This window comes from Sphaerisporangium sp. NBC_01403 (assembly GCF_045040145.1).
Taxonomy (GTDB): Bacteria; Actinomycetota; Actinomycetes; order Streptosporangiales; family Streptosporangiaceae; genus Sphaerisporangium; species Sphaerisporangium viridialbum.
This window is the reverse complement of the sequence record NZ_CP109534.1, coordinates 9127357-9153269: the sequence shown is the minus strand read 5'-3', so window position 1 is coordinate 9153269 and position 25913 is coordinate 9127357. Positions and strand designations below refer to the sequence as shown.

The following is a 25913-nucleotide window of genomic DNA, read 5'->3' as shown; positions in this document are numbered from 1 at the left end:
GGCGGCACGGGCGCCGTCAAGGGGCCGTAGAAATCACGGCATTAAACGTCAAGAACCCGTATGAACCGACAGATACCCGCGAAAGCGGCAGCACGATAGGAGCGTAATCCCATCTAGGGGGACCGATGCCGATGCCTGTCACCCGGACCGTCTCCTCCAGGCGACCCGCGGTCCCGGCCGGGGAAAAGCACCGTCTCAGCGTGATCGGCGGCCTGGCGGCCCTGTCGCTCGATGCCCTGTCGTCTGTGGCGTACGGGCCCGAGGCGATCGTGCTGGTGCTCGCCCTCGCGGGCGCGGGCGGGATCGGCTACACGCTCCCGGTCACGCTGTCGATCGCGACCCTGCTCGCCGTCCTCACCTTCTCGTACCGGCAGGTGATCGCCAGCTTCCCCCAGGGCGGCGGCGCGTACGGCGTCGCCAAGACCTACCTCGGACGCCGGGCGAGCCTGGTGGCGGGCTCCAGCCTGATCATCGACTACGTCCTCAACGTGGCCGTCTCGGTGGCCGCCGGGGTCGCCGCGCTGACCTCCGCCTTCCCCGAGCTCCTGCCGCACACGACCTGGCTGTGCCTGGCCGTGGTCCTGCTGGTCACCCTGGTCAACCTGCGGGGCATCGGCACGAGCGCCCGGGCCTTCATCGGGCCCACGATCATCTACGTCTCCGCCCTCTGCCTGGTCATCGTCGCCGGGCTGATCCGGCGCGAGCCGGCCACGCCCGTCGAGCACGTCGCCCAGGCGCAGGGCCTCGAGACCGTCGGGGCGCTGCTCCTGCTGCGGGCCTTCGCCAACGGGTGCGCCGCGCTGACCGGGGTCGAGGCCATCGCGAACGCCGTTCCGACGTTCAAGAAGCCGAGGGTGTGCCGGGCGCAGCGCGCCGAGGTGGTGCTGGGCGCGCTGCTCGGGGTCATGCTGATCGGCGTCGCCCTGCTGATCCAGAAGTTCTCGATCGGGCCGGTCCACGGGGTCACCGTCCTCGCCCAGGTGACCAGGGCCGCGCTGGGGAACGGCCCGCTGTTCTACGTCGTGCAGTTCTCCACCGTGGTGCTGCTGGCCCTGGCCGCCAACACCTCGTTCGGCGGCCTGCCGGTGCTGGCCCACCTGCTCGCCAGGGACAACAACCTGCCGCACGTGTTCGCCCTGCGGGTCGAGCGGCAGGTCCACCGGTACGGCATCGCCTTCCTGGCCGTCACCGCGACCCTGCTGCTGGTCGCCACGCACGGCAACATGAACAAGCTCGTACCGCTGTTCGCGATCGGGGTCTTCGTCGGCTTCACGCTGTCGCAGTTCGGCATGGTCCGGCACTGGCTGGCGGAGCGGCCCCGGGGGTGGCGGTGGAAGGCCGCGCTCAACGGGTTCGGCGCGCTGCTGACCGGGGTGGCCGCCGTCGTCATCGCCGCGTCGAAGTTCACCGAGGGTGGCTGGCTCATCGTCATCACGCTGCCGCTCATGGTGCTGGGCATGGAATGGGTCAACCGCGCCTACGCCCGGATCGGCGGGAAGCTGGAGCTGGGCCAGGTGCCGACGCCGCCCCGGCCACGAAAGTCCCTCGTCGTGGTACCGGTGCACGCCGTCAACCGGCTCACCCACGACGCGCTGGCCGCCGCGCTGTCCCTGGGGGACCGCGTCGTGGCCGTGCACGTCACCTACCCCGACGACGCGGACGAGGGGGACTCGTTCGTTGAGCAGTGGGAACGATGGCATCCCGACGTCGAGCTGGTGCTGATCCACGACGCCCACCGGCGGCTGGTGCAGCCGCTGGTGACCTTCCTCGCGAGCGTGCCCGAGACCCACGTGTTCGTGCTGATCGCCGAGATCGAGCCGGAGCACGCCTGGCAGCGCTTCCTGCAGAACCAGCGGGGCGCCGTCCTCGCCCGTGGAGTGCGCAAGAAGACCGACGCCGTGGTGTGCCGCATGCGCTTCCGCCTGTCACCTGTGTCCGGGGGCAGGGAACCGTCCGTCAGGATATAGCGATTCAAACCCGTGGGGCTGGGGATGGCTCGGACCGTGTCCCGTGTCGCGCTGACCGTCAATGCCGGGTCCTCCAGCCTGCGGCTCGACCTGGTCCGCGACGGCGAGGTGCTCCACGAGCTGTACGTCGAGCGGCAGGCCCCCGACCCGTCCGCCATCGACGACACCATCGACGGTTTCCTGCGGGAGGCTCCCCCGTGCGAGATCGCCGTGGCGGGCCACCGGCTGGTGCACGGCGGCGACGCCGTGCGCGCGCCCACTGTGGTGGACGACGGCGTGCTCGCGGCGGTGCGGCGGTTCGCCGACCTGGCGCCCCTGCACGTGCCGCCCGCGCTGGCGCTGGTCGAGGCCGCCCGGCGCAGGCTGCCCGGCATCCCGCACGTGCTGTGCCCGGACACCGCCTTCCACGCGGGCATGCCCGAGGTCGCCGCGACGTACGCGCTGCCCGCCGAGTGGCGGAGCAGGTACGGGCTGCGCCGGTACGGCTTCCACGGCCTGTCGTACGCCTGGGCGCTCCAGCGGGCGGCGGGGCTACTCGGGCGCCCGGCCGGGACGTTGCGCCTGGTCCTCGCCCACCTGGGCGGCGGGTCGTCGGTGTGCGCGGCGCGCGACGGCGGCGGCGTGGACACCTCGATGGGCTTCACGCCCTTGGAGGGGGTGCCGATGAGCACCCGGTCCGGGAGCGTCGACCCCGGCATGCTGCTGTGGCTGCTGTCCGGCTCGCGGCTCACGCTGGACGAGCTGAGCGACGGGCTGGAGCACAGGTCGGGGCTGCTCGGGCTGTCGGACGGCAGGTCGGGCGACACGCGCGACCTGGTGGCGTCCGGTGATCCGGCGTCGGCGCTGGCCCTCGCGGTGTTCGCGCACCGGGTGGCCCGCGAGATGGCCGCCGCCGCGACCAGCCTCGACCGGCTGGACGGGCTGGTGTTCACCGGCGAGATCGGCTGGGACCAGCCGGAGGTCCGCCACGACGTGTGCCGGAGGCTGGGGCTGCTCGGCATCGCGCCGCCTGCCCGTGAGCACGTGGACGACGACATGGTCGTCAGCGCGCCGGACGCCGCCGTCCCCGTGCTCGTGATCAGGCCCCGCGAGGAGCTGCAGCTCGCCCGCGAGGCCCTGGCCGTGCTCGCCCTGATCAGGTGACGGTGATCGTGACCGGGCCCCCCTCGGGGTCGACGGCCGTACGCCATCCGGCCGGGATGTAGATCGGGCGGTTCGGTATGAGCGTGCGGCGCGTGACCTGGCGGTGCAGCGTCCGCCCGTCCTGGACGATCTCGACGGCGGGCCGGGGCACGAACCGCGTCGTCCACAGGATGAACCGGTCACGCGGGGGCGGCGGCCCGCCGGGGCCCACCCGTCCAGGAGCGACCCACTTGAGCGGTTCGCGCACGTGGACCGGCACCCCGGCCGCCTCGGGCACGCCCGAGAGGTACGCGATCACCGATGCCGCGACGTGGCGTCCGTCCAGCGCCACCGCGTCGGCGGTCTCGACCGGGTGCAGGAGGTTGCCTGCCGCGAACACTCCGGGCACCGAGGTCCGCAGGGCGGTGTCGACGGACGGCCCCCGGGTGCCCGGGTCGACAGCGAGGCCGCCCCGCCGCGCCAGCTCGTGGTCGGGCACCCAGTCGCCGGTGAACACGATCGTGTCGGCCGCGATCACCTCGGTGCGCCCGTCGGCACGCCGTACCTCGACGCCCTGGAGCCTGCCCCGGCCGATCAGCCGGGTCACCGTGGTCCCGGTGAGCAGGGGGAACCGGTAGCGCACCCCGGCGCCCAGCCTGAACGCCGCGTACGACTGCTGGCGCGGCAGGTCGGTCACCATGGCGGCGACCTCGACCCCGGCGTGGTCCAGGGTCATCACGGCGGAGTAGCTGACGTGCTCCGCACCGACGATCACCGCGCGGCGGCCCACGCTCTGCCCGCGCAGGTAGACCGTCTGCTGGAGCATTCCGGTGGTGTACACGCCGGCCGGGCGGGTGCCGGGGACCAGCCGGGCGCTGCGCGGGCGCTCCCGCGCCCCGGTGGCGAGGACGACGGCGCGGGCGGTGATCGCCTCCAGGCCCGAGGGGCTGGTCGTCTCCAGCGTGAGCGGCCCGGCCCACCCGGTGGCCGTCACGCCCGTCCGCACGGTGGCGCCGGAGGCGGCGGCGAGGCCGGTGTAGTGCCGCGCGTAGGCGGGGCCGGTCATCAGGCGGTGCAGGTCGCGGATGCCGTACCCGGTGTGGTGGGAGTGCTGGGGGATGCCTCCGGCGTGCTCCTCCCTGTCGATCACCTCCACGGGACCGGCGCCGGACCGCGCCAGCTCGGCGGCGGCGGCCAGACCGGCGGGTCCCGCGCCCACGACGAGGACCTCGACGGACCGCTCGCGGCGGGCCGTGGAAGTCGGAACGGGTGTGGTGCCGGGAGTCGTCATGGGCGTGCCCCGCTCGTGTCGGCGTCCGGGCGCGCGTCGCCGGCCGCGCGGGCCTGGGCCCCCGTGGGGCCGGGCCCGGACGGGGGGTGGTCGAACAGCTCCCGCACCTCGGCCCCGCAGTAGAACCCCTGGCACCGGCCGTTCAGCGCGCGGGTCCTGCGGCGCAGGCCGTCCAGCGTTCGCGGCGCGAGGGGGCCCCGCATGGCGTCGCGGATCTCCGCGCGGGTGACCCGCTCGCAGTGGCAGACGATGCGGCCGTACTCGGGGTCGGCGGCGATGAGGTCCGCGCGCTGGTACGGGCGCGGGGACGCCTCGCCGATGTTGGGCATGCGCGGTGGTTCGAGCTCGCGCCGCGGCCCGGCGTCGAGGCCCGCCTCCACCAGCAGGCCCATCACGTGCTCGGCGATGGCCAGGGAGGCGGTCAGCCCGGTGGACCTGATGCCGCCCACGCAGACATAACGCTGCTCGGGGTGGGAGCGGAGCTGGTAGTCACCGTGCTCGGTGGCCGCGCGCAGCCCCGCGTACACCGCGCTGACCTCCTCGTCGAGCAGCGCGGGCATGATCTTCGCGCCCTTGTCCTTGAGGAACGCCAGCCCGTCGGAGGAGGAACCGGTGTCGGTCTTGTCGTTCAGGTCCTCCGCGGTCGGGCCGAGCATGACGTTTCCGTACACGGTGGGGGCGACCAGCACGCCCTTGCCGCGCGAGGTCGGGACGGGGAGCAGGATGTGGTTCACCAGCGGGCGGGCCAGCTTGTCGAACACGATCAGCTCGCCCCTGCGCGGGGTCACGGTGAACCCGTGGTGCCCGAGCCGCCGGTCGAGCTCGTCGGACCACAGGCCGGCGGCGTTCACCAGGTAGCGGGCGCGCACCACGCCCCGGCTGGTGCGGATCTCGTGCGGGACGTCGCCGCCGCCCGCGACCACCTCGCCGACCCGGGTTTCCAGACGCAGGTCGACGCCCGCCTGCACGGCCTCGGTAGCGAACGCCAGGGTGGTGGTCCAGGGGCAGATGATGCTCTCCCCCGGCACGTGCAGCGCGCCCAGGGCGCCCGGACCGAGCCGGGGTTCGCGGCGGTAGACCTCGTCCGCGCCGATGACGCGCGTCCGGTCGTACCCGTTGGCCTCGGCCTTGGCCTTCAGCTTCGGAAGGGCCGCGAGCTGCTCGTCGTCCCAGGCGACGAGCAGGGCCCCCAGCGGCTCCACCGGGATGCCGGTCGCGGCCGCGTAGTCCTCCAGCAGTTCGTAGCCACGGCGCACCAGCCGGGACTCAAGGGTGCCGGGCGTCGCGTCGAAGCCGGTGTGCAGGATGGCGGTGTTGGCCTTGGACGTGCCGTCGCCGACGTCGGCGGCGGCGTCGAGGACGGCGATCCGCAGGTCGTGGTGGGCCAGCTCGCGGGCGATCGCGGTGCCCACGACGCCCGCCCCGACGACCACGACGTCATACGCCGCCTGGTCGCCGGGACCCCCCGGGACGTCGTTCACAGGTTCTCCTCCGTCTCGTCCTTCGCGGGCCCGGCGGTGTTCGCGCCGTCCTTGGTGAGAAGCAGCGCGCGCACGGCCGCCGCGTACGCGCCCAGGCGGTCGGCGGCCTCCCCCGCGCCGGCGCGGGGCTCGTAGACGGCCGAGGGCGCGCCCCGCACCGTCGCGCCGGCCGCCGTCAGGCCGGGGTCCAGGCCCATTCTCGCCGCGGCGGCGACGCCGAGCGCGGTCGCGTCGGGCGAGGCGTACACCTCGACCGGGAGCTGGAGCAGGTCGGCCTGGGTCTGCATGAGCACCTTGCTGCGGGTGAGGCCGCCGTCCACGCGAAGGCTGGTCAGCGGGCGGCCGAGGTCGCTCGCCATGGCCCCGGCCAGCTCGACGACCTGCGCGGCGATCCCGTCGCACAGTGCCCGCACCACGTGGGCCGGGGTGGTGTCCAGGCCCAGCCCGGACACCGACGCCCGTACGTCGCCGCGCCATGAGGGGGCCGCCAGGCCCGCGAAGGCCGGGACGAACGTGACGCCTCCCGAGTCGGGCACGCTGCCGCCCAGCCGGTCGAGGTCCTCGGCCCCGCCGATCACCCCGAGGTCGGTGAGCCAGCGAACCGCGGAGGCGACCGTGTAGACCTGCCCGTCCAGGCAGTACGCCGGCCGTCCCGCGAAGCGCCAGGCCACGCACGCCGCGAGGCCGGCCGAGGAGCGGACGGGGCGCGGGCCCGCGTTGGCGAGCAGGAACGCGCCCGTGCCGTAGGTGCACTTCGCGCTGCCCTCCTCGACGCAGCCCTGGGCGAGCAGTGCCGCCTGCTGGTCGACGAGCAGGCCGGTCAGCGGGACCGACGCGCCGAAGGCATCGGTCTCCCCGAAGACGCCCGCCGCGTCCACGACGTCGGGCAGCCGCTCGCCGCCGAGCCCGAAGATCTCCAGCGCTTCCGGTGACCACTCGGTGCCGTCGAGGTCGAGCAGCATCGTGCGCGACGCCGTGGAGGCGTCGGTGACGAAGGCACCGGTGAGCCGGTGGACCAGCCAGGAGTCGCTCGTCGTGACGACGCCCTCCCGGGTGAGGTGGCGGCGGAGCCAGGCCATCTTCGGCGCGGCGAAGTAGGGATCGAGCGGCAGCCCGCTGAGCCGGGCGAGGCGCCCGGCCTCGCCCGCGAGCTCGTCGCAGACGGACTGAGCGCGCCGGTCCTGCCAGACGATGGCGTCCGTCAGGGCCTCACCGGTCGCCGGATCCCACGCCAGCACGGTCTCGCCCTGGTTGGCCAGGCCGACGGCCGCGACGGGCTCGCCCGCCGCCGCGACGGCCTCCCGTCCCGCGTCCAGCACCGACCGCAGCAGCTCGCCGGGATCCTGCTCGACCAGGCCCCCGGAGCCGTACCGGGGGCGCACGGCGGCCTCGCCCGAGCCGATGACCCCGCGCTCGGGGCAGACCACCAGCGCCTTGGTTCCCGAGGTGCCCTGGTCGATCGCCAGGATGTTCGCCGAGGTCATCGGCCACCCTCACCGGGCAGTCCGGGCTCGCGCCGCAGGGCGTCCGGCGCCTTCCACAGCATGCCGCCGTAGACCAGCGCGCCCACGACGAGAGTGCCTATGGCGTAGTACTGGGCCTGGCGGAAGTCGGCCGGGCCGATCAGGATGACCAGCTCGTACGCCAGCCACAGCAGCGCGAGGGCGACGACCGGCTTCTCCCATCTGCCGAGGACGAAGTCCCCGGGACGGGCGGGGATGCGGTTGCGGGTGAACCAGTAGAGCAGCACCGTACCGGCGTACAGGATCGCGGGCATGAGCGTGGCCGCGCCGAGCAGGTTCGCCAGGGCGTTGGCGTTGAGCCCGAAGCCGATGACGATCGCTGCGCTGAGGCCGCCGGCGAGCAGCGTGGCCCAGATCGGGCCGCCGGTGGCGCGCGGCACCCGGGTCAGCACCTTGGCGGCGGGGAGGCGGCCGTCGCGGGCCATGCTGTAGATCAGGCGGCTGTTGGTGACCATGATGACCAGGCCGCAGGCGAAGATCGACACGCAGACGATGACCAGGGCGATCGCCTTGATCACCGGGCCGAGGTTCTGGCCGATGATCGTCGCCACCGGGGCGCTGTCGCCGGTCAGGGCGGGGATGTCGTGGGCGGTCGCCACCAGCACGATCAGGAACAGCATGCCGAGCCCGCCCGCGACGAGGATCGAGCGCACCATGGCGCGGGGCACCACCTGGCGCGGGTTGTGCGTCTCCTCCGCGAGGTTGGACGCGGACTCCCAGCCGACGATCGTGTAGGCGCCGAGCAGGGTGGCCAGCATGAACGGGCCGAGCCAGCCGTAGTAGCCGGCGCCGGCCACCACGCCGGTGGACCCGAGCTGGGACCAGTCGCCCTTGCCGGCGAACAGCGCGGCGGCGAGCAGGGCCAGGGTGAGCCCGACCATGCCGATGACCTCGGCGCCCACGGCCCAGTTGTTGATCTTCGCGGTGATCGGCGTGGACCAGATGATGAGGATCGCCTGGATCACGATGACGACCAGCGTGACCAGCATCGCCTTGCCTGGGCTGAACTCGATGCCGAACAGCGGCAGCAGCGCGGCCTGGCTGAGCCCGTAGTCCACGGCGACCGTCACGATCGACAGGAACGCGAACGACACCCATCCGAACCACCAGCCCACGCGGGGGTTGGCGAGGCGCGAGGCCCACTGGTACGAGTAGCCGGACAGCGGGATCTTCGAGGCGAGCATGCCGTAGACGAGCGCGACGAAGACCTGCCCGACCACGACGATCGGCCAGGTCCAGATGCCGCGCGGGCCGCCCGCGCCGAGCACGAACCCGAACGTGCTGAACAGGCCCGTCGTGATCGAGATGAACGAGAACGCGACCGCGAACGACTCGAACGAGCGCAGCGTGCGGGCGAACTGCTGGGTGTAGCCGTACGACGAGACCAGCTCGTCGTCGGTCATGTCCGCCTCGTAGGCCCTTTGGGCGTACGCGGCGGTGCCGGGAACCGGGGACGGCTCAGGCGCTGAAGTGGTGGACGTGTGGTCCTCGGACATGAACACTCCTTGGAGCAAGGTGAAGCGGGAGCGTCGCCTCCGTCTTACGGTGGTCGCGCCGGCGGTTCGGGATCAGCGGGATCAGGGCGGCGGGGGTCAACTGGCGTCGGCCTCCGCCCGGCCGGTGTCGTCAGGTCCGACGAGGCGCACACCGGCGGTCGCCAGCGCCTCGGCGAGACCTTCGTCGGGGGTTCCGTCGCTGATCAGGCCGGTGAGCCGATCCAGCGGGCAGACATGCCGCGCCGCGATCACGCCGAGCTTGGTGGCGTCGGCGATCGCGTAGCAGCGGGTGGAGTGGTCGAGCATGACCCGGCGGACGTCCACCTCGTCGGAGTGGTAGTCGGTCAGCCCGGCCGCCGGATGCACCCCGCCCGAGCCGAGGAACGCCAGGTCGGCGTAGTAGTCGGCGAAGAAGGCCACCGTCTGGCCACCGGCCAGCGCGAGGTCTCCCGAGCGGGTGCGCCCGCCGGAGACCAGCACCTCGACGCCGGGCCGGTCGGCCAGCTCCGCGCCCACGGGCAGCGAGTTGGTCAGCACGCGGCCGGTCCAGGTCACCGGGATGGCGCGGGCGATCTCGGCCACGCTGGTCCCGACGTCGAGGATCACGGTGTCGCCCGGGCGGAGCAGGGACACGGCGGCTCTGGCCATGGCCTGCTTGCCCGCGACGTTCAGGGCCCTGCGCTGTGCGTAGCTGTCCTCGACCGCGCGCGGGCGCTCGGCGGGGGTGGCGCCGCCGTGCACGCGCTCCACCAGGCCGTCGCCCTGCAGGCGGAGCAGGTCACGGCGGATGGTCTCTCCGGAGACCGAGAAGAGCTCGGCGAGCTCCTCGGTCTTGACGCTCGGACGAGCGGCCACCTCGGCGGCGATGCGACGACGACGTTCCGCGGGCAGCACCCGGCCTCCTCTTTGTGGAAACATGTGGAATGTTGACTGGAAGTATGGATACACGAGGTAACGCACGTCAAGAGCTGATTTGTCCGGCTTTGGGGCAGGGAAGGCGTCAGCGTGTTCGGTGCGGGGCTGTGGTGGGAAGCCGGGACCGGCGTGTGACCATGGGGACATGGCCGAAACGATGACCGCCTGGGTGGTGCGCCACCCTGGCCCGATGGACACCCGGCCACTACAGCGCGTGCGGATGCCGGTGCCGGAGCCCGGCCCCGGAGAGGTGCTCGTCAGGGTCGAGGTGTGCGCCGTCTGCCGCACCGACCTGCACCTGGCCGAGGGCGACCTCCCGCCGAAGCACCCGGGCACCGTGCCGGGGCACGAGGTGGTCGGCCGGGTCGCGGCCCGGGGCATCGACGCGAACCGTCTGGAGGTCGGCACCAGGGTCGGGGTGGCGTGGCTCCACTTTACCTGCGGCGAGTGCCGCTACTGCCTTCGCGGCGCGGAGAACCTCTGCCCCAACGCCGAGTACACCGGCTGGGACGTCAACGGCGGGTACGCCGAGTACACCACCGCGCTTGAGGACTACGTCTACGAGCTGCCGGAGGACCGCCCCGCCGAGCAGCTCGCGCCACTGCTGTGCGCGGGCATCATCGGATACCGCGCCCTGGCGCGTGCCGAACTGCCGACGCGCGGCCGGTTGGGCATCTACGGCTTCGGGGCCTCGGCCCACCTCATCGCCCAGGTCGCGATCACCCAGGGCGCCACGGTGCACGTGCTGACCCGTTCCGAGAAGGCCCAGGAGCTGGCACTCGACCTGGGAGCGGCCTCGGCGGCCGGCTCGCACGACGCGCCGCCCGAGCCGCTGGACGCCGCCATCCTGTTCGCGCCCGTCGGCGACCTGGTGCCCGTGGCGCTCGGCGCCCTCGACCGGGGCGGGACACTGGCCGTGGCCGGCATCCACCTCACAGACATCCCCGAGCTGAACTACGAAGGTCACCTGTTCTACGAGCGCACCCTGCGGAGCGTCACCGCGAACACCCGCAACGACGGCCGCACGTTCCTGAGCATCGCCACGCTCCACCCGCTGGAGGTCACCACGACTCCGTACCCCTTCGACCAGGCGGACCAGGCGCTGGCCGATCTCGCGGCCGACCGGGTGACCGGCGCGGCCGTACTCCACATCGGCGGCTGACCCGCCGGTCTCAGGTGCGGCGCTCCGCGCGGACCAGCTCCACGATCGCGGTGATGTCGGCCTCGCTCCAGCCGCGCCCGGCCGCCTCCTCGTAGCGTCGCTCGACCAGGCGGGCGATGGGCAGGGAGAGCCCGGTGGACTCCGCCACCCCGTTGAAGAGCCGCACGTCCTTGGCGCCGAGCCGCGTGGCGAACCAGCCCTTGTGGTCGCCGAAGAGGATGTCGTCGAGGCGGTTGCGAAGGCCGGGCGCCACCGTTGGCCACCGGTGCAGGAGCTCGCGCAACAGCTTCTTGTCGAGCCCGGCGCCCTCGGCCGTGGCCACCGCCTCGGCGACGACGGCGACTCCGGACATCATCAGGTAGTTGTTGAGCAGCTTGAAGGCCGACGCGCTCCCGGGGTCCTCACCGCAGTACCAGTAGACGGAGAAGACCCGCGACCAGATCGGCTCCAGCCGGTCCACGAGCCTGCGGTCGCCGCCCTGCAGGCCGGAGGCCATGCCGTCGAGGACGGTCTGCGGGGCCCCGATGATCGGCGAGGCCACGAACCGCCGTCCTGGCGCCGACTCCAGGAGCTTGCGAGAGGTCTCCGGGGAGACGGTGCTCATGTCGACCACGATCGGCCCGTCCGGACCTGACCCCAGCTCGGCCAGCCGGCCCATCACGGTGAGCACGGCCTGGTCGTCGGCCAGCGACATCAGCACGGCCTCGACATCGCGTGCCGCCTCCACCGGCGAGGACGCCTCGGCGGCTCCGGCCTCGACCACCTCGGCGGCCTTCCCCGGCGTGCGGTTCCAGACCCTGACGTCGTAGCCGTGCGAGAGCAGCCTCCTGGCCACCGCCCGGCCCATGTGCCCCATCCCCAGTACGGCTACACGCATCTGCCATCCCCTCCTTACGAGCGGTCGCCGAGTGACTAAGCCGTCGGAGCGCGGTGCGGGAGCATCACCGCGGAGGGCGCCTGGGAGGCGAAGGCCTTCATGGCCTCCCGCAGTGCCCACGCCTCCTGGTTCAGCAGCCGGCGGTCCCGGGGCTCGCAGTCGGCGTCGACGACGACGTTGTCCCCCTCGAAACGCGGGAACACGTGCATGTGGGTGTGGAGGACCTCCTGGAGCGCGGCCTCCCCGTCGCCGAGCAGCACGTTGACGCCTTCACACCGCAGGCCGGAACGGCGGAGCCCCAGCGCCACCCGCTGGGCCACCCGCCACATGTGGGCCCCGATCTGCTCGTCGAGGTCTTCGAGCCCGGTGGCGTGGACCCGCGGTATGACGACCGCGTGCCCCGGGTTCACCGGGTTGCCGTCCATGACCACGATCGTGACGTCGTCCTCGAAGGCCAGGCTGGCTTCGGCCCGGCCCGCGAGGATCTCGCAGTACACGCAAGGGTCGCCTGTGTCCATCCCTCAATGATTCTCTCTCCGTACCGGATCATCCCTGCCGGGGTGGCACAACGCGGTCAGTCCACGTACCGGCGCGCGACCGAGGTCCGCTGCGGTTCCTCCAGCAGGCGCAGTCCCCGTTCGACGTCCATGGGCACGACCCGGCGCTCGCGAAGGACCCACGGGAGCCCGGCCACGGCCGCCGCCACGGCCGATGCGCTGGCGCGGTCCTTCGGCACCGAGCGGAGCACCGCCGCGGTCCTGCGCAGGGCGTCGGGGGCCGGGCGGCGCAGCCAGGCCGTCCACAGGGTGTTGCGTATCCCCAGCCTCCGGCGCAGCCGCCGATCGCGGATCTTGGACGCGGCGTGGTGGACGACGACGCCCTCGGCCCAGCACAGCCACCAACCACGAGAGACGAGGTCCAGGCTGAGGAGCTCCTCCTCGCCGCCGAGCCAGATGCGCGGCGAGAACCCCCCGGTCTCGCGGAACGCCACCACCCGCAGCATCGAGGCTCCCGCCAGGATGCTCAGCAGCGCCGGGCCCGGCATCCAGCCCGGCCCCTGGATGGGCGAGTACCGCAGCTCGGGCGTGATCGGGTCCTCGCGCAGGTCCGGTTCGACCAGGATGCGCCCGGTGACCGACGCCAGCTCGGGGTGGCCGTCCAGGAGGTCGGCGGCCTCGGACAGGGCGCCAGGCTCCCACCAGGTGTCGTCGTCGCAGAAGGCGACGTACGGGGTGCTCACCTCCTCCACGGCGACATTGCGGGCGACCGCGCCGAGATTGCGCGGGCTGCGGATCAGCCGTACGCCCGGGTAGTCCCGCGCCACCGCGTCCGCGCTGCCGTCGTGGGAGCCGTTGTCGACCACGATGACGCGCGGCCGCTCGGGCAGCGCCGTCATGTGCCCGAGGGTGCGTAGCAGCTCGGCCCGCCGGTCCATCGTGATGATCACCACGGTCATCCGGCCGTCGGGCCCGATGGCGGGCGCTGTGGCGGGCTCGGGCCCGGTCATGGGCACGGTCATGGGCGGGTCTCCATCAGCCGGGCGTCCGCCTCGACGGACGCCGGGAGACGGCGGCGGCCGTTCACGGCGTATGGCATCCGGCGCAGGGCTCCGAGCATGGCGGCGCGGGAGTCCGGGTCCTGGAAGGTCCGCACGGCCATCCGTACGGTCTCGCGCAGCGCGACCCGTGCGGACCTGCGCAGCCAGACGGTCAGAAGCGCGTTCCGCAGCTCGGCCTGGCGCCTGGCCGGCGCGGCGCCCCGCGTGCGGGACGGGTGGTGGACGGCCACCACGCCGGGCACGTAGCACCGGTCCCAGCCAAGGGCGGCGAGATCGTAGGCGAGCAGCTGCTCCTCCCCCGGGAAGAACAGCACGGCGCTGAACCCCCCGGCGTCCAGGAACGCCCGGCGGCGCACCACGGACGCGCAGGCCAGGAAGCCGAGGACGGACGGCCCCGGCTGGGCGGCGTCCTCGGGCAGCGGGGTGGCGGCGAGCGCCGCGTTGATCGGGTCGGGCACGCGTTCGGATCCCACCAGCACGTGCGCCGCGAGCAGGCCGAGACGCGGGTACTCGGCGAAGGTACGGGCGGCCAGCCGCAGCGCCCCCGGCTCCCACCAGGAGTCGTCGTCGCTGAAGGCGACATACGGCGTCCTCGCCGCCTGCACTCCCACATTGCGGGCGGGCGCTCCGAGGTTGCGGGACAGGCGGATCACGCGGGCCTCGGGAAAGCGGTCGCGCACCGCGCCCGGCGTTCCGTCGGACGAGGCGTTGTCGACCACGATCACGGCGGGGCGCTCGGGCAGGGATCGCAGGCGTCCCAGGGTGTGGAGGAGCTCCTCGCGGCGGTTCCTCGTGGCGATCACGACGGTGACCGGGACCTCGCCGGTCTCCGCCCCGTCTCCGGTACGCGCGATCACTCGCCCTCACCCCCCGGAAGGGCGAAAGCCCCCCGTGGCGACCCATAACCCCATCTGAGGTGGGCAAACATCGGCGTGCCGCCCGTGACGGGCTACTTGTCCCTGCGGATCTTCCCGAACTCGACGCGGGATCCGGGGTTCAGGCCGACGTCGCGGACGCGCTCGGACTTCCCGGTCCGCACGTCGACCGCGTAGAACCCGAAGGACTCGTGTCCCACCTCCGTCACGGCGTTGACGAGGTACTCGCGGTCGCCGAGCCACTCGCGCGCGAAGGAGTAACTCGGCTCCGACAGGGGCTTCAGCGGGAACCGCTCGTTGACGCGTCCTGTCACGGGGTCGGTGGTCACGAAGTACTGCTCGTCCCCATGGTCGAAGTCGGTGAGCACCCCGGCGAGCGTGCGCCCGTCCGGGGACAGCCCGTCGACGCCGGTCGCGGTGAACTCCTTGGTCACCTTGCGGTTCCGGTCGATCATGACCACGGTCTTGGGGGTCTCGGTCAACTCGTCGGCGAACTCGGGGCACTCCCGTCTCAGGGCCATGGTGGCGCCCTCTCTGGCCATGCCGATCACCCCGCAGTAGCCGGGCATCGCCGAGGTCGTCCCCGTGGTGAAGTCGGTGATCAGCACCCGGGGTCCGGTACCGCCGAAGGCGACCGCGAACACGCGGCCGTCGGGAGACATGTCGAGTCCCGCTACGTCCAACAGAGTCGACCACGGGACGGGCGGGGAGATGTCCACCATGCGCGCCGAGGGCAGGTCCCAGGCGACGAAGCGCGACCGGGCCTTGCTGAAGTACGCGATGCGGTGCCCGTCGGGGCTCACCCGCAAGGGCACCGAGCTTCCCCGCTCGCGGGTGTGCACGCTGTTCACCGCGTCGACCAGGTCGATGTCCGCACTGCAGCCGTCGTCCCCGCAGCCCTCTCCGAACCAGGTGCCCAGCTCCATCCGCCCGCTCTGCCCCTGCTTGTACGCCGTGAAGACCTTCCACTCGGTGCAATGGATCGCTGACTGCTCCTCGGAAGGGGGGACGGAATCCGCGCACGCCGTGGTCTGCGGCACATACGCGTACTGGACGGGCGGATCGAACGGTCCCGGCTTCCACACGTACTCGGGATCCGGCTTGTCGCGGTTGAGGTAGAGGGCTCCGGCGGCGATCACCGCCACCACGACGACCAGGATGGCGGCACGTCCGGCACGGCCCTTCCTGACGGACGCCAGCGCCCCCTCGGCCAGGTCCGCCACCTCCGGGGCCCGATCGGCGTGCTCCGCCAGCGCTTCGGCGACGGAACGGCCTTCGAGACGCAGCTCCAGCACGGCCTCCGCCGCCGCGAGCCGTTCCCGGGCCGGCTCCGTCGCCATGCCGAGCACCCACGCGGTGCTCTCCAGCGGAACGCCCTCGTGGTGGGACGCCACCAGGAGCACCCGGTCTTCGAGCGGCAGCCCGGAGAGCGGCCCGGCCTCGCCGCCCGCGTCGCCTCCCGCCCCGGCGCCCGCCGCGAGCACGCGCCGGTAGAGGACGCCCCTGGCCGCCGCCACCGGATCCTGCCACCGGAGCCTCGCCCAGTCGGCGCCGATGGACCCGTACACCGACCGGACCAGCGACTCGGCCTCCGCGCCTGACCCGGTCAGCAGACAGGCCGTGCCGAGGAGGCCCTGCTGGGTGTCGGAGACGAACTGCCGGAACCCCAGATATCGCCTCACCACGCCCGTCCCCCGGCCGCCTCCGGCCCACTGCGTGGAAACGAGACCACCGTCGATAATTCCGGCAAAGCCCGCTCACCCGACCCCGCAAATGCCGCGCGATCCGCCTGCTTTCCGGCGCGGCGCCCAGCTGGAAAAGATATGTCCGCGCGATCACTTTCGCATCACGGAGCCGGATGTCACTCGCACGGAATTCACGAGACCCTTTTCCAGCCCGGCGAGCACGAAGGACGGACACCATCGGCGTCTCGTCCCCGTCATTTCCGCCCCCGTGGAACTCCGGCTTCAGCACGGGCAGGGCCCCGCCCCCCGCCCTCGTCCCCGTAGACGTCTCACCAGCTATACGCCCTCACCATGACAAAAGTTCCTAGAACGCGAGTTCTACGTCCAGCGGCGCTCGGCGCGGTCACCGTACACGGCGGGGGTTCGTGGTTTGATCGTCTCGGTGGAGTTCGGCTGTCCGGCTCGGGAGGGGACCCGTGAAGGCGATCAGCTACAGGCGGTACGGCGGGCCCGAGGTCCTGGAGTTCCGCGAGGCGCCCGAGCCCAAGCTCGGCCCGGAGTCGGTGCTCATCGAGGTCAGGGCGGCGGCGGTCAACCCCGTCGACTGGCAGATCGCCGCGGGCCACCTGGACGGCCGGTTCGACGTGCACTTCCCCGTCATCCCCGGGTGGGACGTCGCGGGCGTGGTCTCGGCCGTCGGCCCGACGGTGACGGAGTTCGCGCCCGGTGACGAGGTGGTCGGGTACCTCCGCACAGACACCATCGGCCGAGGGACGTACGCCGAGCGGGTCGCCGCGCCCACCCGCACGATCGCGCGCAAGCCGGCCAACCTCGGGTGGGAGCAGGCCGCGGCCGTGCCCATCGCGGGCCTCACGGCGTACCAGACGCTGGTCCACGCCCTTGACGTCGGCCCTGGCGACACCGTGCTCGTCCAGGCGGCGGCCGGCGGCGTCGGGTCGTTCGCCGTGCAGATCGCCGTCGCCCTCGGAGCCCAGGTCATCGGCACGGCCTCCGAGCGCAACCACGACCACCTCATGAGGCTCGGCGCGCGGCCCGTCACGTACGGCCCGGGGCTCGCGGACCGGGTCCGCGCCCTGGCGCCCGAGGGGGTGACCGCGATCCTCGACATGTACGGCGGCGGCGAGCTGACCTCGTCGGTGGCCCTGCTGGCGAGCGGCGCAGGGAAGCGCGTGGTGTCCCTGGCCGACGACGGGGTGCGGGACCTCGGCGGCACGTTCGTCTTCGCCCGGCCCAGCCGGGACGACCTGGACCAGCTCACGCGGCTGATCGAGGCCGAACGCCTGGTGCCGGAGGTGGCCACCGTCCTCGACCTCTCCGACGCCGCCGAAGCCTTCCGCCTGAGCCAGACGGGCCACACCCGAGGCAAGATCGTCCTGAGGGTCAGCACCGGCTGACCCGTCCCTGCGCGAGAGCATCTCCTGCCGGGCCTCCGGCATGGATCGGCCGGCGGCGTACCGATGCTCGGTACGCCGCCGGTCTTTTGTCAGCGGAGGATCTTGTAGAGGGCCGAGGTGAGGGAGGCCTTGGTGTCATCCTGGTCGATGGACCACATCATCGAGCCGCCGAGCCCCTTCAGCCTGATGTAGGCGGCCTTCTCCAGCAGCGACGCCGGGTCGTCGTACGACCAGAACTCGTTGCCGTCGTACAGCCACAGCGTGCCGGTGAGCAGGTCGCGGTACCGCTTGCCGGGCTTGTTGACGAGGATCTTGTAGTCCTCGGTGCCCGGTGCCCACGTCGCGGGCGCGGGGCCCGTGGCCTGGGCGTACAGGCCGTTGCCCGTGGACTTCACGCCGGTCCAGCCCTGGCCGTACGCGGGGACGCCGACCACGATCTTCTTGGCAGGGGCGCCGCGCGACAGGTAGTCGCGGACGGTGGCGTCCACGCTGTACTTGACCGGGTTCGGGTCCTTGCGGTCGGTGAACAGGTTGCCGTTGTGGCCGGTCCTGTTCTCCCACGAGCCGTGCAGGTCGTACCCCTGGATCGTGGCGAAGTCCAGGCTGCTGAACACCTCGCGGACCTCGAAGCCGGCGTCGATCTTGGCTGCGGCGGCGGGCAGGAAGGCGGTGAGCTCGCTCTTCGCGTCGTACGCCTTCATCTGCCGGCGCAGCTCCGCGGCGAACAGCGTGAAGTTGTGCTTGTCCTCGGGCCTGATGACGTTGCCGGCGTTGCCCTCCGAGCCCGGCCACTCCCAGTCCAGGTCGATGCCGTCGAAGACGCCCGCGCCGGCGCCCGCGGCCAGACCCGGCAGGTCGCCCTTGAGCCAGAGGCCGACGCACGAGGCGGCGAGCGCGCTGCGGGCCTGCGGGGTGCTGACGGCGTCGGAGAAGTACTTCGACCCGGTCCAGCCGCCGAGGGAGATCAGCGTCTTGAGGCCGGGGTTCCTGGCCTTGAGCTTCTTGAGCTGGTTCAGGTTGCCGTTGAGCGCCTGGCCCGGCTGGTCGGCGACGCCGTCCACGCTCTCCTCGGCGGAGACCGGCCGCTGCCAGTCGGCCCAGGCGTCGGCCGAGACGCAGGTGCCGTCGGCGCCGACGTTCCCGAAGGCGTAGTTGATGTGGGTCAGCTTGGCCGCGGCACCGCTGGTGTCCACGTCCTTGACGTGGTAGTCGCGGCCGTAGATGCCCCACTGGATGAAGTAGGCGACCCGCTTGAACCGGTCACCGCCGTCCGGATGCGCTTGGGCTCGCGCGGGTACGGCTGTCGCCGCCAGGGCCTCGGCGGGCACGGCCACCGCGGCGAGGCCGACGGCGATCGCCGCCGCGAGTAGGTGCTGGAAAGGACGTCGCACGGCCATCTCCACTTGCTGCTCGGAGGAGCTTATTTATAGGAAAGTTTCCTATGAGTTTTCACGGATCGTAGAGTCCCCCGTGCGACGCGTCAATGCCTTCTCCCCGCCCGTTCCGATCAACGGGTGGTACGAATCCGGCCAAGTTCCCCAAGGCGGCATTTCGCCGGTTCGGGAACGGGTGATCAGGCGAGGCGCGCGGGGAAGCCGCCCGTGGCGACCGGGCCCCATCTCACCGGAGTGATGCGCAGCAGCGACTTGCCCTGGCGCTCCATGGCCGCGCGGTAGTCGTCCCAGTCGGGGTGCTCGCCCGAGATGGACCGGTAGTACTCGACCAGCGGTTCGAGCGCCTCGGGCATGTCGAGGACCTCGCAGGCCCCGTCGACCTGGACCCACGGCCCGTCGAAGTCGTCGGACAGGATGACGACGCTCACCTTGGGGTCGCGCCGGGCGTTCCTGGTCTTGGCGCGTTCGGGATACGTGGACACCACGATGCGGCCGAGCTCGTCCACACCGCAGGTCACCGGGGACGCCTGCGGCCCGCCGTCACCCCGCGTCGTGATCACGAGCGCCCTGTGGCGCTCACGGATGAAGTCGAGCAGCTGCTCACGGGTGACGGTGTCCGCGGTCGCGATCCTCGGGCTCATGGCCTCACTGTACGACGACGCGGCCCACCGTTCACTCCGCCACCACCGGCACCACCGCGATCTTGCCCGTCTGGGGAAATGTCAGAGGCGGCTGGCATTCTTGTGGGCGTGACGGCCCATACGGTGAGCCCCCTGTTCGTCGGGCGCGCGGACGAGCTCGGCCTCCTCCGCGACGCGCTCGCCCGGGTGCGCGCCGGAGCCGCCACCACCGTGTTCGTCGGCGGCGAGGCCGGTGTGGGCAAGACCCGCCTGATCCGCGAGTTCGTCCAGCGGGCCGGCTCCGCCCGGGTCCTCGTCGGCGGCTGTCTGGAGCTGGGCACCGACGGCCTGCCCTTCGCCCCCTTCACCGCCGTGCTGCGCACGCTCGCGCGCGACCTCGGCCGCGAGGGCATCGCCGCGCTGGTCCCAGGCGGGCGCACGCGGGGGCTGGCCCGCCTGCTCCCGGAGTTCGGCGAGCCCGACGACGACGGCGCCGAGGCCCGTGCCCGGCTGTTCGAGCAGGTCCTCGGCCTGATGGAGCGGCTCGCCGAGCTGGAGCCCACCGTCTTGGTCATCGAGGACGCCCACTGGGCCGATCGCTCCACCCGCGACCTGCTGTCGTTCCTCACCCGCTACCAGCGGCCGGACACCCGCCTGCTGACCCTCGTCACCTACCGCTCCGACGAGCTCCACCGCACCCATCCCCTGCGCCCCCTGCTGACCGAGCTCAGCCGCATCGACTGGGTGGCCCGGCTGGAGCTGGGCAGGCTGAGCCGGCGCGAGGTGGTCGAGCAGGCCGCCGGCATCCTCGAGAGGGAGCCCCTGGAGCTCGACGTCGATGTGATCTACGCCCGCAGCGAGGGCAACCCGCTGTTCGTGGAGGCGCTGCTCAGCGGCGGCGAGGGCGAGGCTCTGCCCGAGTCGCTGCGCGATCTGCTCCTGGCCGGCGTCGAGCGCCTACCCGAGGACACCCAGGAGCTGCTCAGGGTGGCCAGCGCGGGCGGCGCCCGCATCGAGCACGCCCTGCTCGCCGCGGTCGCGGGTCTCGACGACGGCGCGCTGTCGCGCGCGCTGCGCCCCGCCGTCACCGGCAACGTGCTGATGGTCGACGGCGAGGGGTACGCCTTCAGGCACGCGCTCATCCGCGAGGCCGTGCACGACGACCTGCTCCCCGGTGAGCGCACCCGCCTGCACACCCGTTTCGCCCAGACCCTGGAGCGCGACCCCGCCATCCTTCCCGCCCTGCGCGGAGCCGTCGAGCTGGCCCACCACTGGCACGCCGCGCACGACGCCCCCTCGGCGCTCGTCAGCGCGTGGCGCGCGGCCATCGCCGCCAGGAGGTCGGCCGCCTACGACGAGCAGCTGCGCATGCTCACCCGGGTCCTGGAGCTGTGGGACACCGTGCCCGGCGCGGCCGAGAAGACCGGGCACGACTACGTCGACATGATCAGGCAGACCATCACCGTGGCTCATCTGGCCGGTGAGTTCGAGCGCGGCATCTCGCTGGCCAAGGCGGCCCTGCGCGAGATCGACAGCGACGCCGACCCCGTCCGGGCGGCCCGGGTGCTGCGACAGCGCGGGCTCGTGCGGTACGACCTGGGCCGGGTGGGGTTCCTCGAAGACCTGCGCACGGCCGCCCGGCTCGTACCCGCCGACCCTCCCACCGAGCTGCGCGCCAAGGTGCTGGAGAACCTCGCGCGCACGCTCCACGGGCCCGACGCCTGGGCCGAGAGAGAAGCGCTGGCAGAGGAGGCCATGCGCATAGCCCGCCTCGTGGGCGACGCCGACATCGAGGCGCATGCCCTCATCACGCTCACCTGGTCCAAGTGGCGTTACTCGGAGTCGGAGACCCAGGACGCCGCGTACACGCGGGCACGCGAGATCGCCGGCCGGGCGCCCACCTACCACGGGCTCATGCGGGCCGCCATCTCCGAGTCCGACTCGCTGGAGGGGGCCGGCCGGCACGAGGAGGCCGCCAAGGTCGCCCGCAGGGGCATGGCCGACGCCGAGGCGTACGGCATGGCCCGCACCTCGGGCGCCTTCCTGGCGATCAATCTCGCCGAGCCGCTGCTCTCGCTGGGGCAGTGGGACGAGGCGCTGAGCGTCATCCAGCGCGCCCTCGACGTCATGCCGCCCCCGCCCTACCGCGCGAGCCTGCAGGGCTTCGCCACCGACATCGCCCTGGCCCGGGGCGAGCTCGATCGAGCAGGCGCGCTCTTCCAGTCGTCGAGGAGCATCATGGCCTTCGGCACCTACCGCGACCAGACGATCCTGCCGCACCTCCGCAGGGAGATCGAGCTGCTGATCGCGCACGGTCGCGGCGACGAGGCCTTCACGCTGGTCGAGAAATATCTGGGCGACCACGACCCGGGTGCGGCTTCGCGCTACGTCTGGCCGGTGCTCGTGACGTGCGTCCAGGTGGCCGGGCCCCTGCTCGGCAAGCTGCGCGCGCTGGCCGCCGAGCAGGAGGTCGACGGAGATCTTCAGCAGGCCCACCGTCTCACCTTCCAGGCCGAGGTGGCCCGGGCGTCCGGCTCGGCCGACCTCCCCGCGTGGGACAGGGCCGTGGCCGCCTGGGCCGCGCTGAGCCAGCCGTACGCCGAGGCCCGTGCCCTGCTCGGCGCCGCTCACGCCGCCGTCGCCGAGGGCGAGCGCGACGAGGCGGCCAGGCGGCTGTCGCGGGCGGCCCTCCTCGCCGGCGGGCTCGGCGCCGTGCCCCTGGCCGACGAGATCGGCTCCCTGGCCAGGAGGGCGCGCCTGCCGATCGCCGACGAGTCCGCCGCCCCTGATCCCCCGGCGGCCTCCGAGGGCACCGAGCTGAGGCTGACGGCCCGCGAGCACGAGGTGCTGCGTCTGGTGACGACCGGTCGCAGCAACCGCGAGATCGCCGCCGAGCTGTTCATCTCGGCGAAGACCGTGAGCGTGCACGTCTCCAACATCCTCGCCAAGCTCGGCGTCGCCTCCCGGGGCGAGGCGTCGGCGACGGCCCACCGGCTCCGCCTGTTCGACAGCTAGCCCGACGGCCCTCGGGGCGTCCCCACCGTCATACAGCCGGGAAGAACCACTCACCCGGCGTGCCGCCGACGCGACCGCTCACCCGACGTGCCGCCGGAGCCACCGATCATGAGTCGCACCGCCGACGCGACCGCTCACCCGTCGCGCCGCCGGAGCCACCGATCACGCGTCGCGGCGCCGGAGCAGGAGGCCGCCGGCGGTGAGCGCCGCCGCGGACCAGGTGGCGAGCACGCCCAGCCCGGCCCATGGGCTGAGGGGCAGGCTGGAGAGATGGGTGGTGGCCTGGATGGCGAGCCCGGCGTTCATCGGCGAGATCTGCCAGAGGAACCGCTGCCAGTCCTGATCGGAGACCATGAGGATGATGATCGGGAAGAGATAGAGCAGGCCGAGCACGACCCCGATGGCCGCCGCGGAGTCCCGCACGGCGGCCGCGACGCCGAGGCTGAGCAGAGCGATCAGCGCGAGGTAGAGGACCGATCCGGCGGCCGCCCGGAGCGTGGAGCCGTCGGCCAGGGACATCAGCGGTTGACCGTGGGCGGGGGTGAAGCCGTTGCCGGGCAGGATGAGCCGCCCGGCCAGCACGGACGCGAGCACGGCGAGGGTGCCCGCGGCGAGCGTCAGGCCGGTGAGGACGGCCGCCTTGGCGGCCAGGACGGCGGCCCGGCGCGGCATCGCGGTCAGGGTGGTGCGGATCATGCCGGTGCCGTACTCGCCGGTGATCGCCACCACGGCCAGGACGGCGACGATCGCCTGGCCCACCTGGACTCCGAAGAGGCTGATCCTGGTGGCGTCGTAGGCGCAGCCCGCCTGCGGGCAGGACACGGTGGCGGCCGCCGCGGCACTTACGGCGAGGGTCAGCGTGATGATCCCGAGAAGCAGCCCGCCAGTGCCTCTCGTGGTGCGCAGTTTGGTCCACTCCGCGTGCAGTTCTCGTCTCATGCGTCTCTCCGGCGAAACTGGAAGACGGCCAGGCCGAGGATGAGTGCGGTGTAGCCGCACAGCACGGCGAAGCCGGCCCACGGCGGCAGCGGGTAGTAGCCCGCCTGCGGGACATAGTGGCCGGTCACGTGCGCGTACTGCGGGATGCTCTGCTGGATGGCGAAGCCGGCGGCCGGGGTCAGCCGAAGCAGCCACTGCACCGCGCCGTCGGGCAGGACGGAGGTGGTCGCGAGGACGTGGGGCAGGATGATCAGCACGATGGCGGTGATGACGGCCGCGACGCTGCGCCGGAACAAGGCGCCAAGGGCGAGGGCGAAGACCGCCGCGACGGCGAGCAGCGCTGCGACGCCCACGATGACGCGAACCTCGGTGAACAGGGAAACCGGGAGGATGTAGTTGCCGTTGGCACGCAGGATCCGCGTGCCGAACGTGACCGTGACCATGACTGCGGCCAGCCCGGCGATGAAGGTGACCGTTCCGATCACGACGGCCTTCGCCATCAACACCCGGCCGCGCCGCGGGGTGGCGAGCAGGGTGGTACGAATCAGGCCGCGCCGGTATTCGGCGGTTATGAACATCACCGCCAGGACGATCACCAGGGTCAGCGCGATGATCACGCCGGTGAGGGTGAACTCGATCTTTCCGTCCTCTCCGAGCGGCCCGATGTCGCCGTTCCCGGTCACGGTGAACGTGCCGCCGGACTCGACGGCGCCGCCCGGGTGGTGGGGGGTGACCTCATCGAGCTCGAAGCTGACTCCCACATCGTCACGGCTCCAAGCGCCGCGAGACACCGTGCCCTGCAGGCTGACATTGTCCAAGACGGCGGTGGCCTCGCTGAAGCGTGCTTGCACGATGCTGCCGGCGATGACGTCCTGCTTCACCGTCACATCGCCCGGGGACGCGGCAAAGAGCCCGATCCGCACCGTGGTCGGCAGCCCGGCCAGCCGAGCCGTACCGACCTTGGACCAGTTCGTGCCGTCGGTCGAGTCGTAGCCGGTGATCGTGTCACCGGAGCGGACGAGCCGTAGCCAGCGCGGCGATTTCCCCGATACCGAACCCGGACGGCCCGCCATATCCTGCGTGAAGTTGTACTGCATCCGCACGCCGTGGGCAGGGGTGACCATCACCGCCGCGTAGGGCGCGCCCTGCTTCGTGCTCTCCTTGATCATGATGCCGGCCTTCGCCCACGGCACGAGGCCGGGGACGGGCTCGGGACCGGGACCGATAGTGCCGGGAGGCGGGGGCTGTTTGATCCGGCCGGTCATCGAGGTCGTGCGGACGGTGATGCTGCCGTTCCCGGTCAGCGACTGGTGCACGAAGTAGAACTGGTCCTTCACCGCTTCGCCGTCCGGTCCCACCGGAGGAGTGGGGCAGGCGACCTCGACAGGGCCCTTGCTGCAAGACGAGTGGTTGCCTGCCGCGCTGAACAGCCCGAGCAGCACGGTGACCAGCGCCGCGACCACCATGCCGATCATCCAGCCGCGGACCGTCCGGAACTTCGTCCACTCCGCGCGCAGCAGTTGCGTGAACCCGTCGCGCCCGGTCCGCAGGCCCGAACGGTACGGCGTGACTGTGCCGGTGGTCATCGCGCCGCCTCCCGTCCCGCGGCGGCCCCCGTGGCGGCGCGGAACTCGACCGCGTCCCGGGTGAGGTCCATGTAGGCCTCCTCAAGCGTCGCGCGATGCGCCGATACCTCGGAGAACGGCACCGCATTTTCGCTGAGGACGGCCACGATGCGCTCAGCCGCCAGGCCGGAGACGGTGAGAGTGTCACGACCGGTGGCGGCCACGTCCGCACCGGCGTGCGCCAGCGCGGTCATGGCCTCCGACTCCGCCGAGGTGCGCAGCGTGACCCGGTCGCGGGACGCGGCCTCGATCAGATCGGCCACGCTGGTGTCCGCGACGACCCGGCCCCGGCCCACCACCACCAGATGACCGGCGGTGTCCTCGAGCTCGCTCATCAGGTGGCTGGACACCAGGACGGCGCGGCCCTCCGCGGCCAGCGACCGCAGGAAGCCGCGCATCCACACGATGCCCTCGGGATCGAGGCCGTTGGACGGCTCATCCAGCATGAGCACCGGCGGGTCGCCGAGCAGCGCCGCGGCGATCCCGAGCCGCTGCCGCATGCCCAGGGAGTAGCCGCCCGCCTTCCGCCGGATCACCTCCCGCAGCCCGACCTGCTCGGCCACCTCGTCGACCCGCTTGACGCCGAGTCCCTGCGAGTGGGCCAGCCACAGCAGATGGTCGCGGGCGGTGCGGCTCGGCTGCAGCGCCGCGGCGTCCAGCAGCGCGCCGACGTGGCGCAGCGGGAAACGCAGGCTCCGGTACGGCCGCCCGCCGACCAGCGCGCTGCCCTCGTCGGCCGCGTCCAGGCCGAGGATCACCCGCAACGTGGTGGATTTGCCGGCGCCGTTAGGGCCGACAAAGCCGGTGACATGCCCGGGCCTCACGGTGAAGGACATCCCGTCCAGTGCCACGGTCGGCCCGAAGCGTTTGCGCAGGCCGTCGACTTCGATGATCGCATCCATGCGTTCGGTTCTACGGACACGGCCATAACGTGGGCCGAACGGAGGCCGTCA

General features: G+C 72.4%; 20 protein-coding genes. 5 read left to right on the top strand and 15 right to left on the bottom strand.

Annotated elements, in window-relative coordinates; translation table 11 throughout:
• Nucleotides 1-125: 125 nt before the first annotated feature.
• On the top strand, nt 126-1967 hold the full coding sequence (locus tag OG589_RS41250) for an APC family permease (protein ID WP_405144183.1): 1842 nt from the start codon (nt 126-128) through the stop codon (nt 1965-1967).
• Nucleotides 1968-1991: 24 nt separating this feature from the next.
• A complete protein-coding gene (locus OG589_RS41245) occupies nt 1992-3110 on the top strand; it encodes an acetate/propionate family kinase (RefSeq protein ID WP_405144181.1) in 1119 nt (372 codons plus the stop codon).
• On the opposite strand, the gene OG589_RS41240 is transcribed toward OG589_RS41245, so the two are convergent.
• The 5 genes from OG589_RS41240 to OG589_RS41220 all read right to left on the bottom strand — a co-directional run bounded on the left by OG589_RS41240 (nt 3103) and on the right by OG589_RS41220 (nt 9774).
• Entirely contained in the window at nt 3103-4380 is a 1278-nt protein-coding gene (locus OG589_RS41240; RefSeq protein WP_405144180.1) for an NAD(P)/FAD-dependent oxidoreductase, read from the bottom strand. The genes OG589_RS41245 and OG589_RS41240 overlap by 8 nt on opposite strands.
• Nucleotides 4377-5861 carry an NAD(P)/FAD-dependent oxidoreductase gene (locus tag OG589_RS41235; protein WP_405144178.1) on the bottom strand — a complete coding sequence of 495 codons (1485 nt, stop codon included), beginning with the start codon at nt 5859-5861 and terminating at the stop codon, nt 4377-4379. The genes OG589_RS41240 and OG589_RS41235 overlap by 4 nt, the downstream gene beginning before the upstream one ends.
• Nucleotides 5858-7345 carry an FGGY family carbohydrate kinase gene (locus tag OG589_RS41230; protein ID WP_405144177.1) on the bottom strand — a complete coding sequence of 496 codons (1488 nt, stop codon included), beginning with the start codon at nt 7343-7345 and terminating at the stop codon, nt 5858-5860. The genes OG589_RS41235 and OG589_RS41230 overlap by 4 nt, the downstream gene beginning before the upstream one ends.
• Nucleotides 7342-8880 carry an amino acid permease gene (locus OG589_RS41225; protein ID WP_405144176.1) on the bottom strand — a complete coding sequence of 513 codons (1539 nt, stop codon included), beginning with the start codon at nt 8878-8880 and terminating at the stop codon, nt 7342-7344. Before OG589_RS41225 ends, OG589_RS41230 begins: the two co-directional genes overlap by 4 nt.
• A 96-nt stretch (nt 8881-8976) precedes the next feature.
• A complete protein-coding gene (locus tag OG589_RS41220; RefSeq protein ID WP_405144175.1) occupies nt 8977-9774 on the bottom strand; it encodes a DeoR/GlpR family DNA-binding transcription regulator in 798 nt (265 codons plus the stop codon).
• 166 nt (nt 9775-9940) lie between these two features.
• Between OG589_RS41220 and OG589_RS41215 the strand changes: the two genes are divergently transcribed.
• Nucleotides 9941-10957, top strand: a complete 1017-nt coding sequence (locus tag OG589_RS41215; RefSeq protein ID WP_405144174.1) for a zinc-dependent alcohol dehydrogenase family protein — start codon at nt 9941-9943, stop codon at nt 10955-10957.
• A 10-nt stretch (nt 10958-10967) separates the two neighbouring features.
• Here OG589_RS41215 and OG589_RS41210 read toward each other — a convergent pair whose 3' ends face one another.
• The 5 genes from OG589_RS41210 to OG589_RS41190 all read right to left on the bottom strand — a co-directional run bounded on the left by OG589_RS41210 (nt 10968) and on the right by OG589_RS41190 (nt 15949).
• Nucleotides 10968-11834, bottom strand: coding sequence for an NAD(P)-dependent oxidoreductase (locus tag OG589_RS41210; RefSeq protein WP_405144172.1), 867 nt, complete (start codon nt 11832-11834; stop codon nt 10968-10970).
• Nucleotides 11835-11869: 35 nt separating this feature from the next.
• A complete protein-coding gene (locus OG589_RS41205) occupies nt 11870-12352 on the bottom strand; it encodes an HIT family protein (RefSeq protein WP_405144171.1) in 483 nt (160 codons plus the stop codon).
• Between the two features lie 56 nt (nt 12353-12408).
• Entirely contained in the window at nt 12409-13290 is an 882-nt protein-coding gene (locus OG589_RS41200; protein WP_405152223.1) for a glycosyltransferase family 2 protein, read from the bottom strand.
• Between the two features lie 59 nt (nt 13291-13349).
• Nucleotides 13350-14249, bottom strand: a complete 900-nt coding sequence (locus OG589_RS41195; protein WP_405144170.1) for a glycosyltransferase family 2 protein — start codon at nt 14247-14249, stop codon at nt 13350-13352.
• A 92-nt stretch (nt 14250-14341) separates the two neighbouring features.
• On the bottom strand, nt 14342-15949 hold the full coding sequence (locus OG589_RS41190) for a hypothetical protein (RefSeq protein WP_405144169.1): 1608 nt from the start codon (nt 15947-15949) through the stop codon (nt 14342-14344).
• A 479-nt stretch (nt 15950-16428) separates the two neighbouring features.
• On the opposite strand from OG589_RS41190, the gene OG589_RS41185 reads away from it, so the two are divergent.
• The gene (locus OG589_RS41185) at nt 16429-17367 is read left to right on the top strand and encodes an NADP-dependent oxidoreductase (protein ID WP_405144168.1); all 939 of its coding nucleotides are present in this window, start codon (nt 16429-16431) and stop codon (nt 17365-17367) included.
• 89 nt (nt 17368-17456) lie between these two features.
• Here OG589_RS41185 and OG589_RS41180 read toward each other — a convergent pair whose 3' ends face one another.
• A complete protein-coding gene (locus OG589_RS41180; protein WP_405144166.1) occupies nt 17457-18758 on the bottom strand; it encodes a glycoside hydrolase family 18 protein in 1302 nt (433 codons plus the stop codon).
• 182 nt (nt 18759-18940) lie between these two features.
• The gene (locus OG589_RS41175) at nt 18941-19402 is read right to left on the bottom strand and encodes a PPOX class F420-dependent oxidoreductase (protein WP_405144165.1); all 462 of its coding nucleotides are present in this window, start codon (nt 19400-19402) and stop codon (nt 18941-18943) included.
• A gap of 108 nt (nt 19403-19510) precedes the next feature.
• On the opposite strand from OG589_RS41175, the gene OG589_RS41170 reads away from it, so the two are divergent.
• On the top strand, nt 19511-22396 hold the full coding sequence (locus OG589_RS41170) for an AAA family ATPase (RefSeq protein ID WP_405144164.1): 2886 nt from the start codon (nt 19511-19513) through the stop codon (nt 22394-22396).
• 162 nt (nt 22397-22558) lie between these two features.
• On the opposite strand, the gene OG589_RS41165 is transcribed toward OG589_RS41170, so the two are convergent.
• Genes OG589_RS41165 through OG589_RS41155 form a run of 3 tightly spaced genes read right to left on the bottom strand, consistent with a single transcriptional unit; the run spans nt 22559 to nt 25862 of the window.
• Nucleotides 22559-23335 carry an ABC transporter permease gene (locus OG589_RS41165; RefSeq protein ID WP_405144163.1) on the bottom strand — a complete coding sequence of 259 codons (777 nt, stop codon included), beginning with the start codon at nt 23333-23335 and terminating at the stop codon, nt 22559-22561.
• Nucleotides 23332-24921, bottom strand: a complete 1590-nt coding sequence (locus tag OG589_RS41160; RefSeq protein ID WP_405144162.1) for an ABC transporter permease subunit — start codon at nt 24919-24921, stop codon at nt 23332-23334. Before OG589_RS41160 ends, OG589_RS41165 begins: the two co-directional genes overlap by 4 nt.
• A complete protein-coding gene (locus OG589_RS41155; protein WP_405144161.1) occupies nt 24918-25862 on the bottom strand; it encodes an ATP-binding cassette domain-containing protein in 945 nt (314 codons plus the stop codon). The genes OG589_RS41160 and OG589_RS41155 overlap by 4 nt, the downstream gene beginning before the upstream one ends.
• Between the last annotated feature and the right edge of the window lie 51 nt (nt 25863-25913).

Coding starts and splice junctions, on each gene's coding strand:
- OG589_RS41250 (WP_405144183.1), top strand. CDS start 126: ATGCCGATGCCTGTCACCCGGACCGTCTCCTCCAGGCGACCCGCGGTC.
- OG589_RS41245 (WP_405144181.1), top strand. CDS start 1,992: ATGGCTCGGACCGTGTCCCGTGTCGCGCTGACCGTCAATGCCGGGTCC.
- OG589_RS41240 (WP_405144180.1), bottom strand. CDS start 4,380: ATGACGACTCCCGGCACCACACCCGTTCCGACTTCCACGGCCCGCCGC.
- OG589_RS41230 (WP_405144177.1), bottom strand. CDS start 7,345: ATGACCTCGGCGAACATCCTGGCGATCGACCAGGGCACCTCGGGAACC.
- OG589_RS41225 (WP_405144176.1), bottom strand. CDS start 8,880: ATGTCCGAGGACCACACGTCCACCACTTCAGCGCCTGAGCCGTCCCCG.
- OG589_RS41215 (WP_405144174.1), top strand. CDS start 9,941: ATGGCCGAAACGATGACCGCCTGGGTGGTGCGCCACCCTGGCCCGATG.
- OG589_RS41210 (WP_405144172.1), bottom strand. CDS start 11,834: ATGCGTGTAGCCGTACTGGGGATGGGGCACATGGGCCGGGCGGTGGCC.
- OG589_RS41205 (WP_405144171.1), bottom strand. CDS start 12,352: ATGGACACAGGCGACCCTTGCGTGTACTGCGAGATCCTCGCGGGCCGG.
- OG589_RS41200 (WP_405152223.1), bottom strand. CDS start 13,290: ATGACCGTGGTGATCATCACGATGGACCGGCGGGCCGAGCTGCTACGC.
- OG589_RS41175 (WP_405144165.1), bottom strand. CDS start 19,402: ATGAGCCCGAGGATCGCGACCGCGGACACCGTCACCCGTGAGCAGCTG.
- OG589_RS41165 (WP_405144163.1), bottom strand. CDS start 23,335: ATGAGACGAGAACTGCACGCGGAGTGGACCAAACTGCGCACCACGAGA.
- OG589_RS41160 (WP_405144162.1), bottom strand. CDS start 24,921: ATGACCACCGGCACAGTCACGCCGTACCGTTCGGGCCTGCGGACCGGG.
- OG589_RS41155 (WP_405144161.1), bottom strand. CDS start 25,862: ATGGATGCGATCATCGAAGTCGACGGCCTGCGCAAACGCTTCGGGCCG.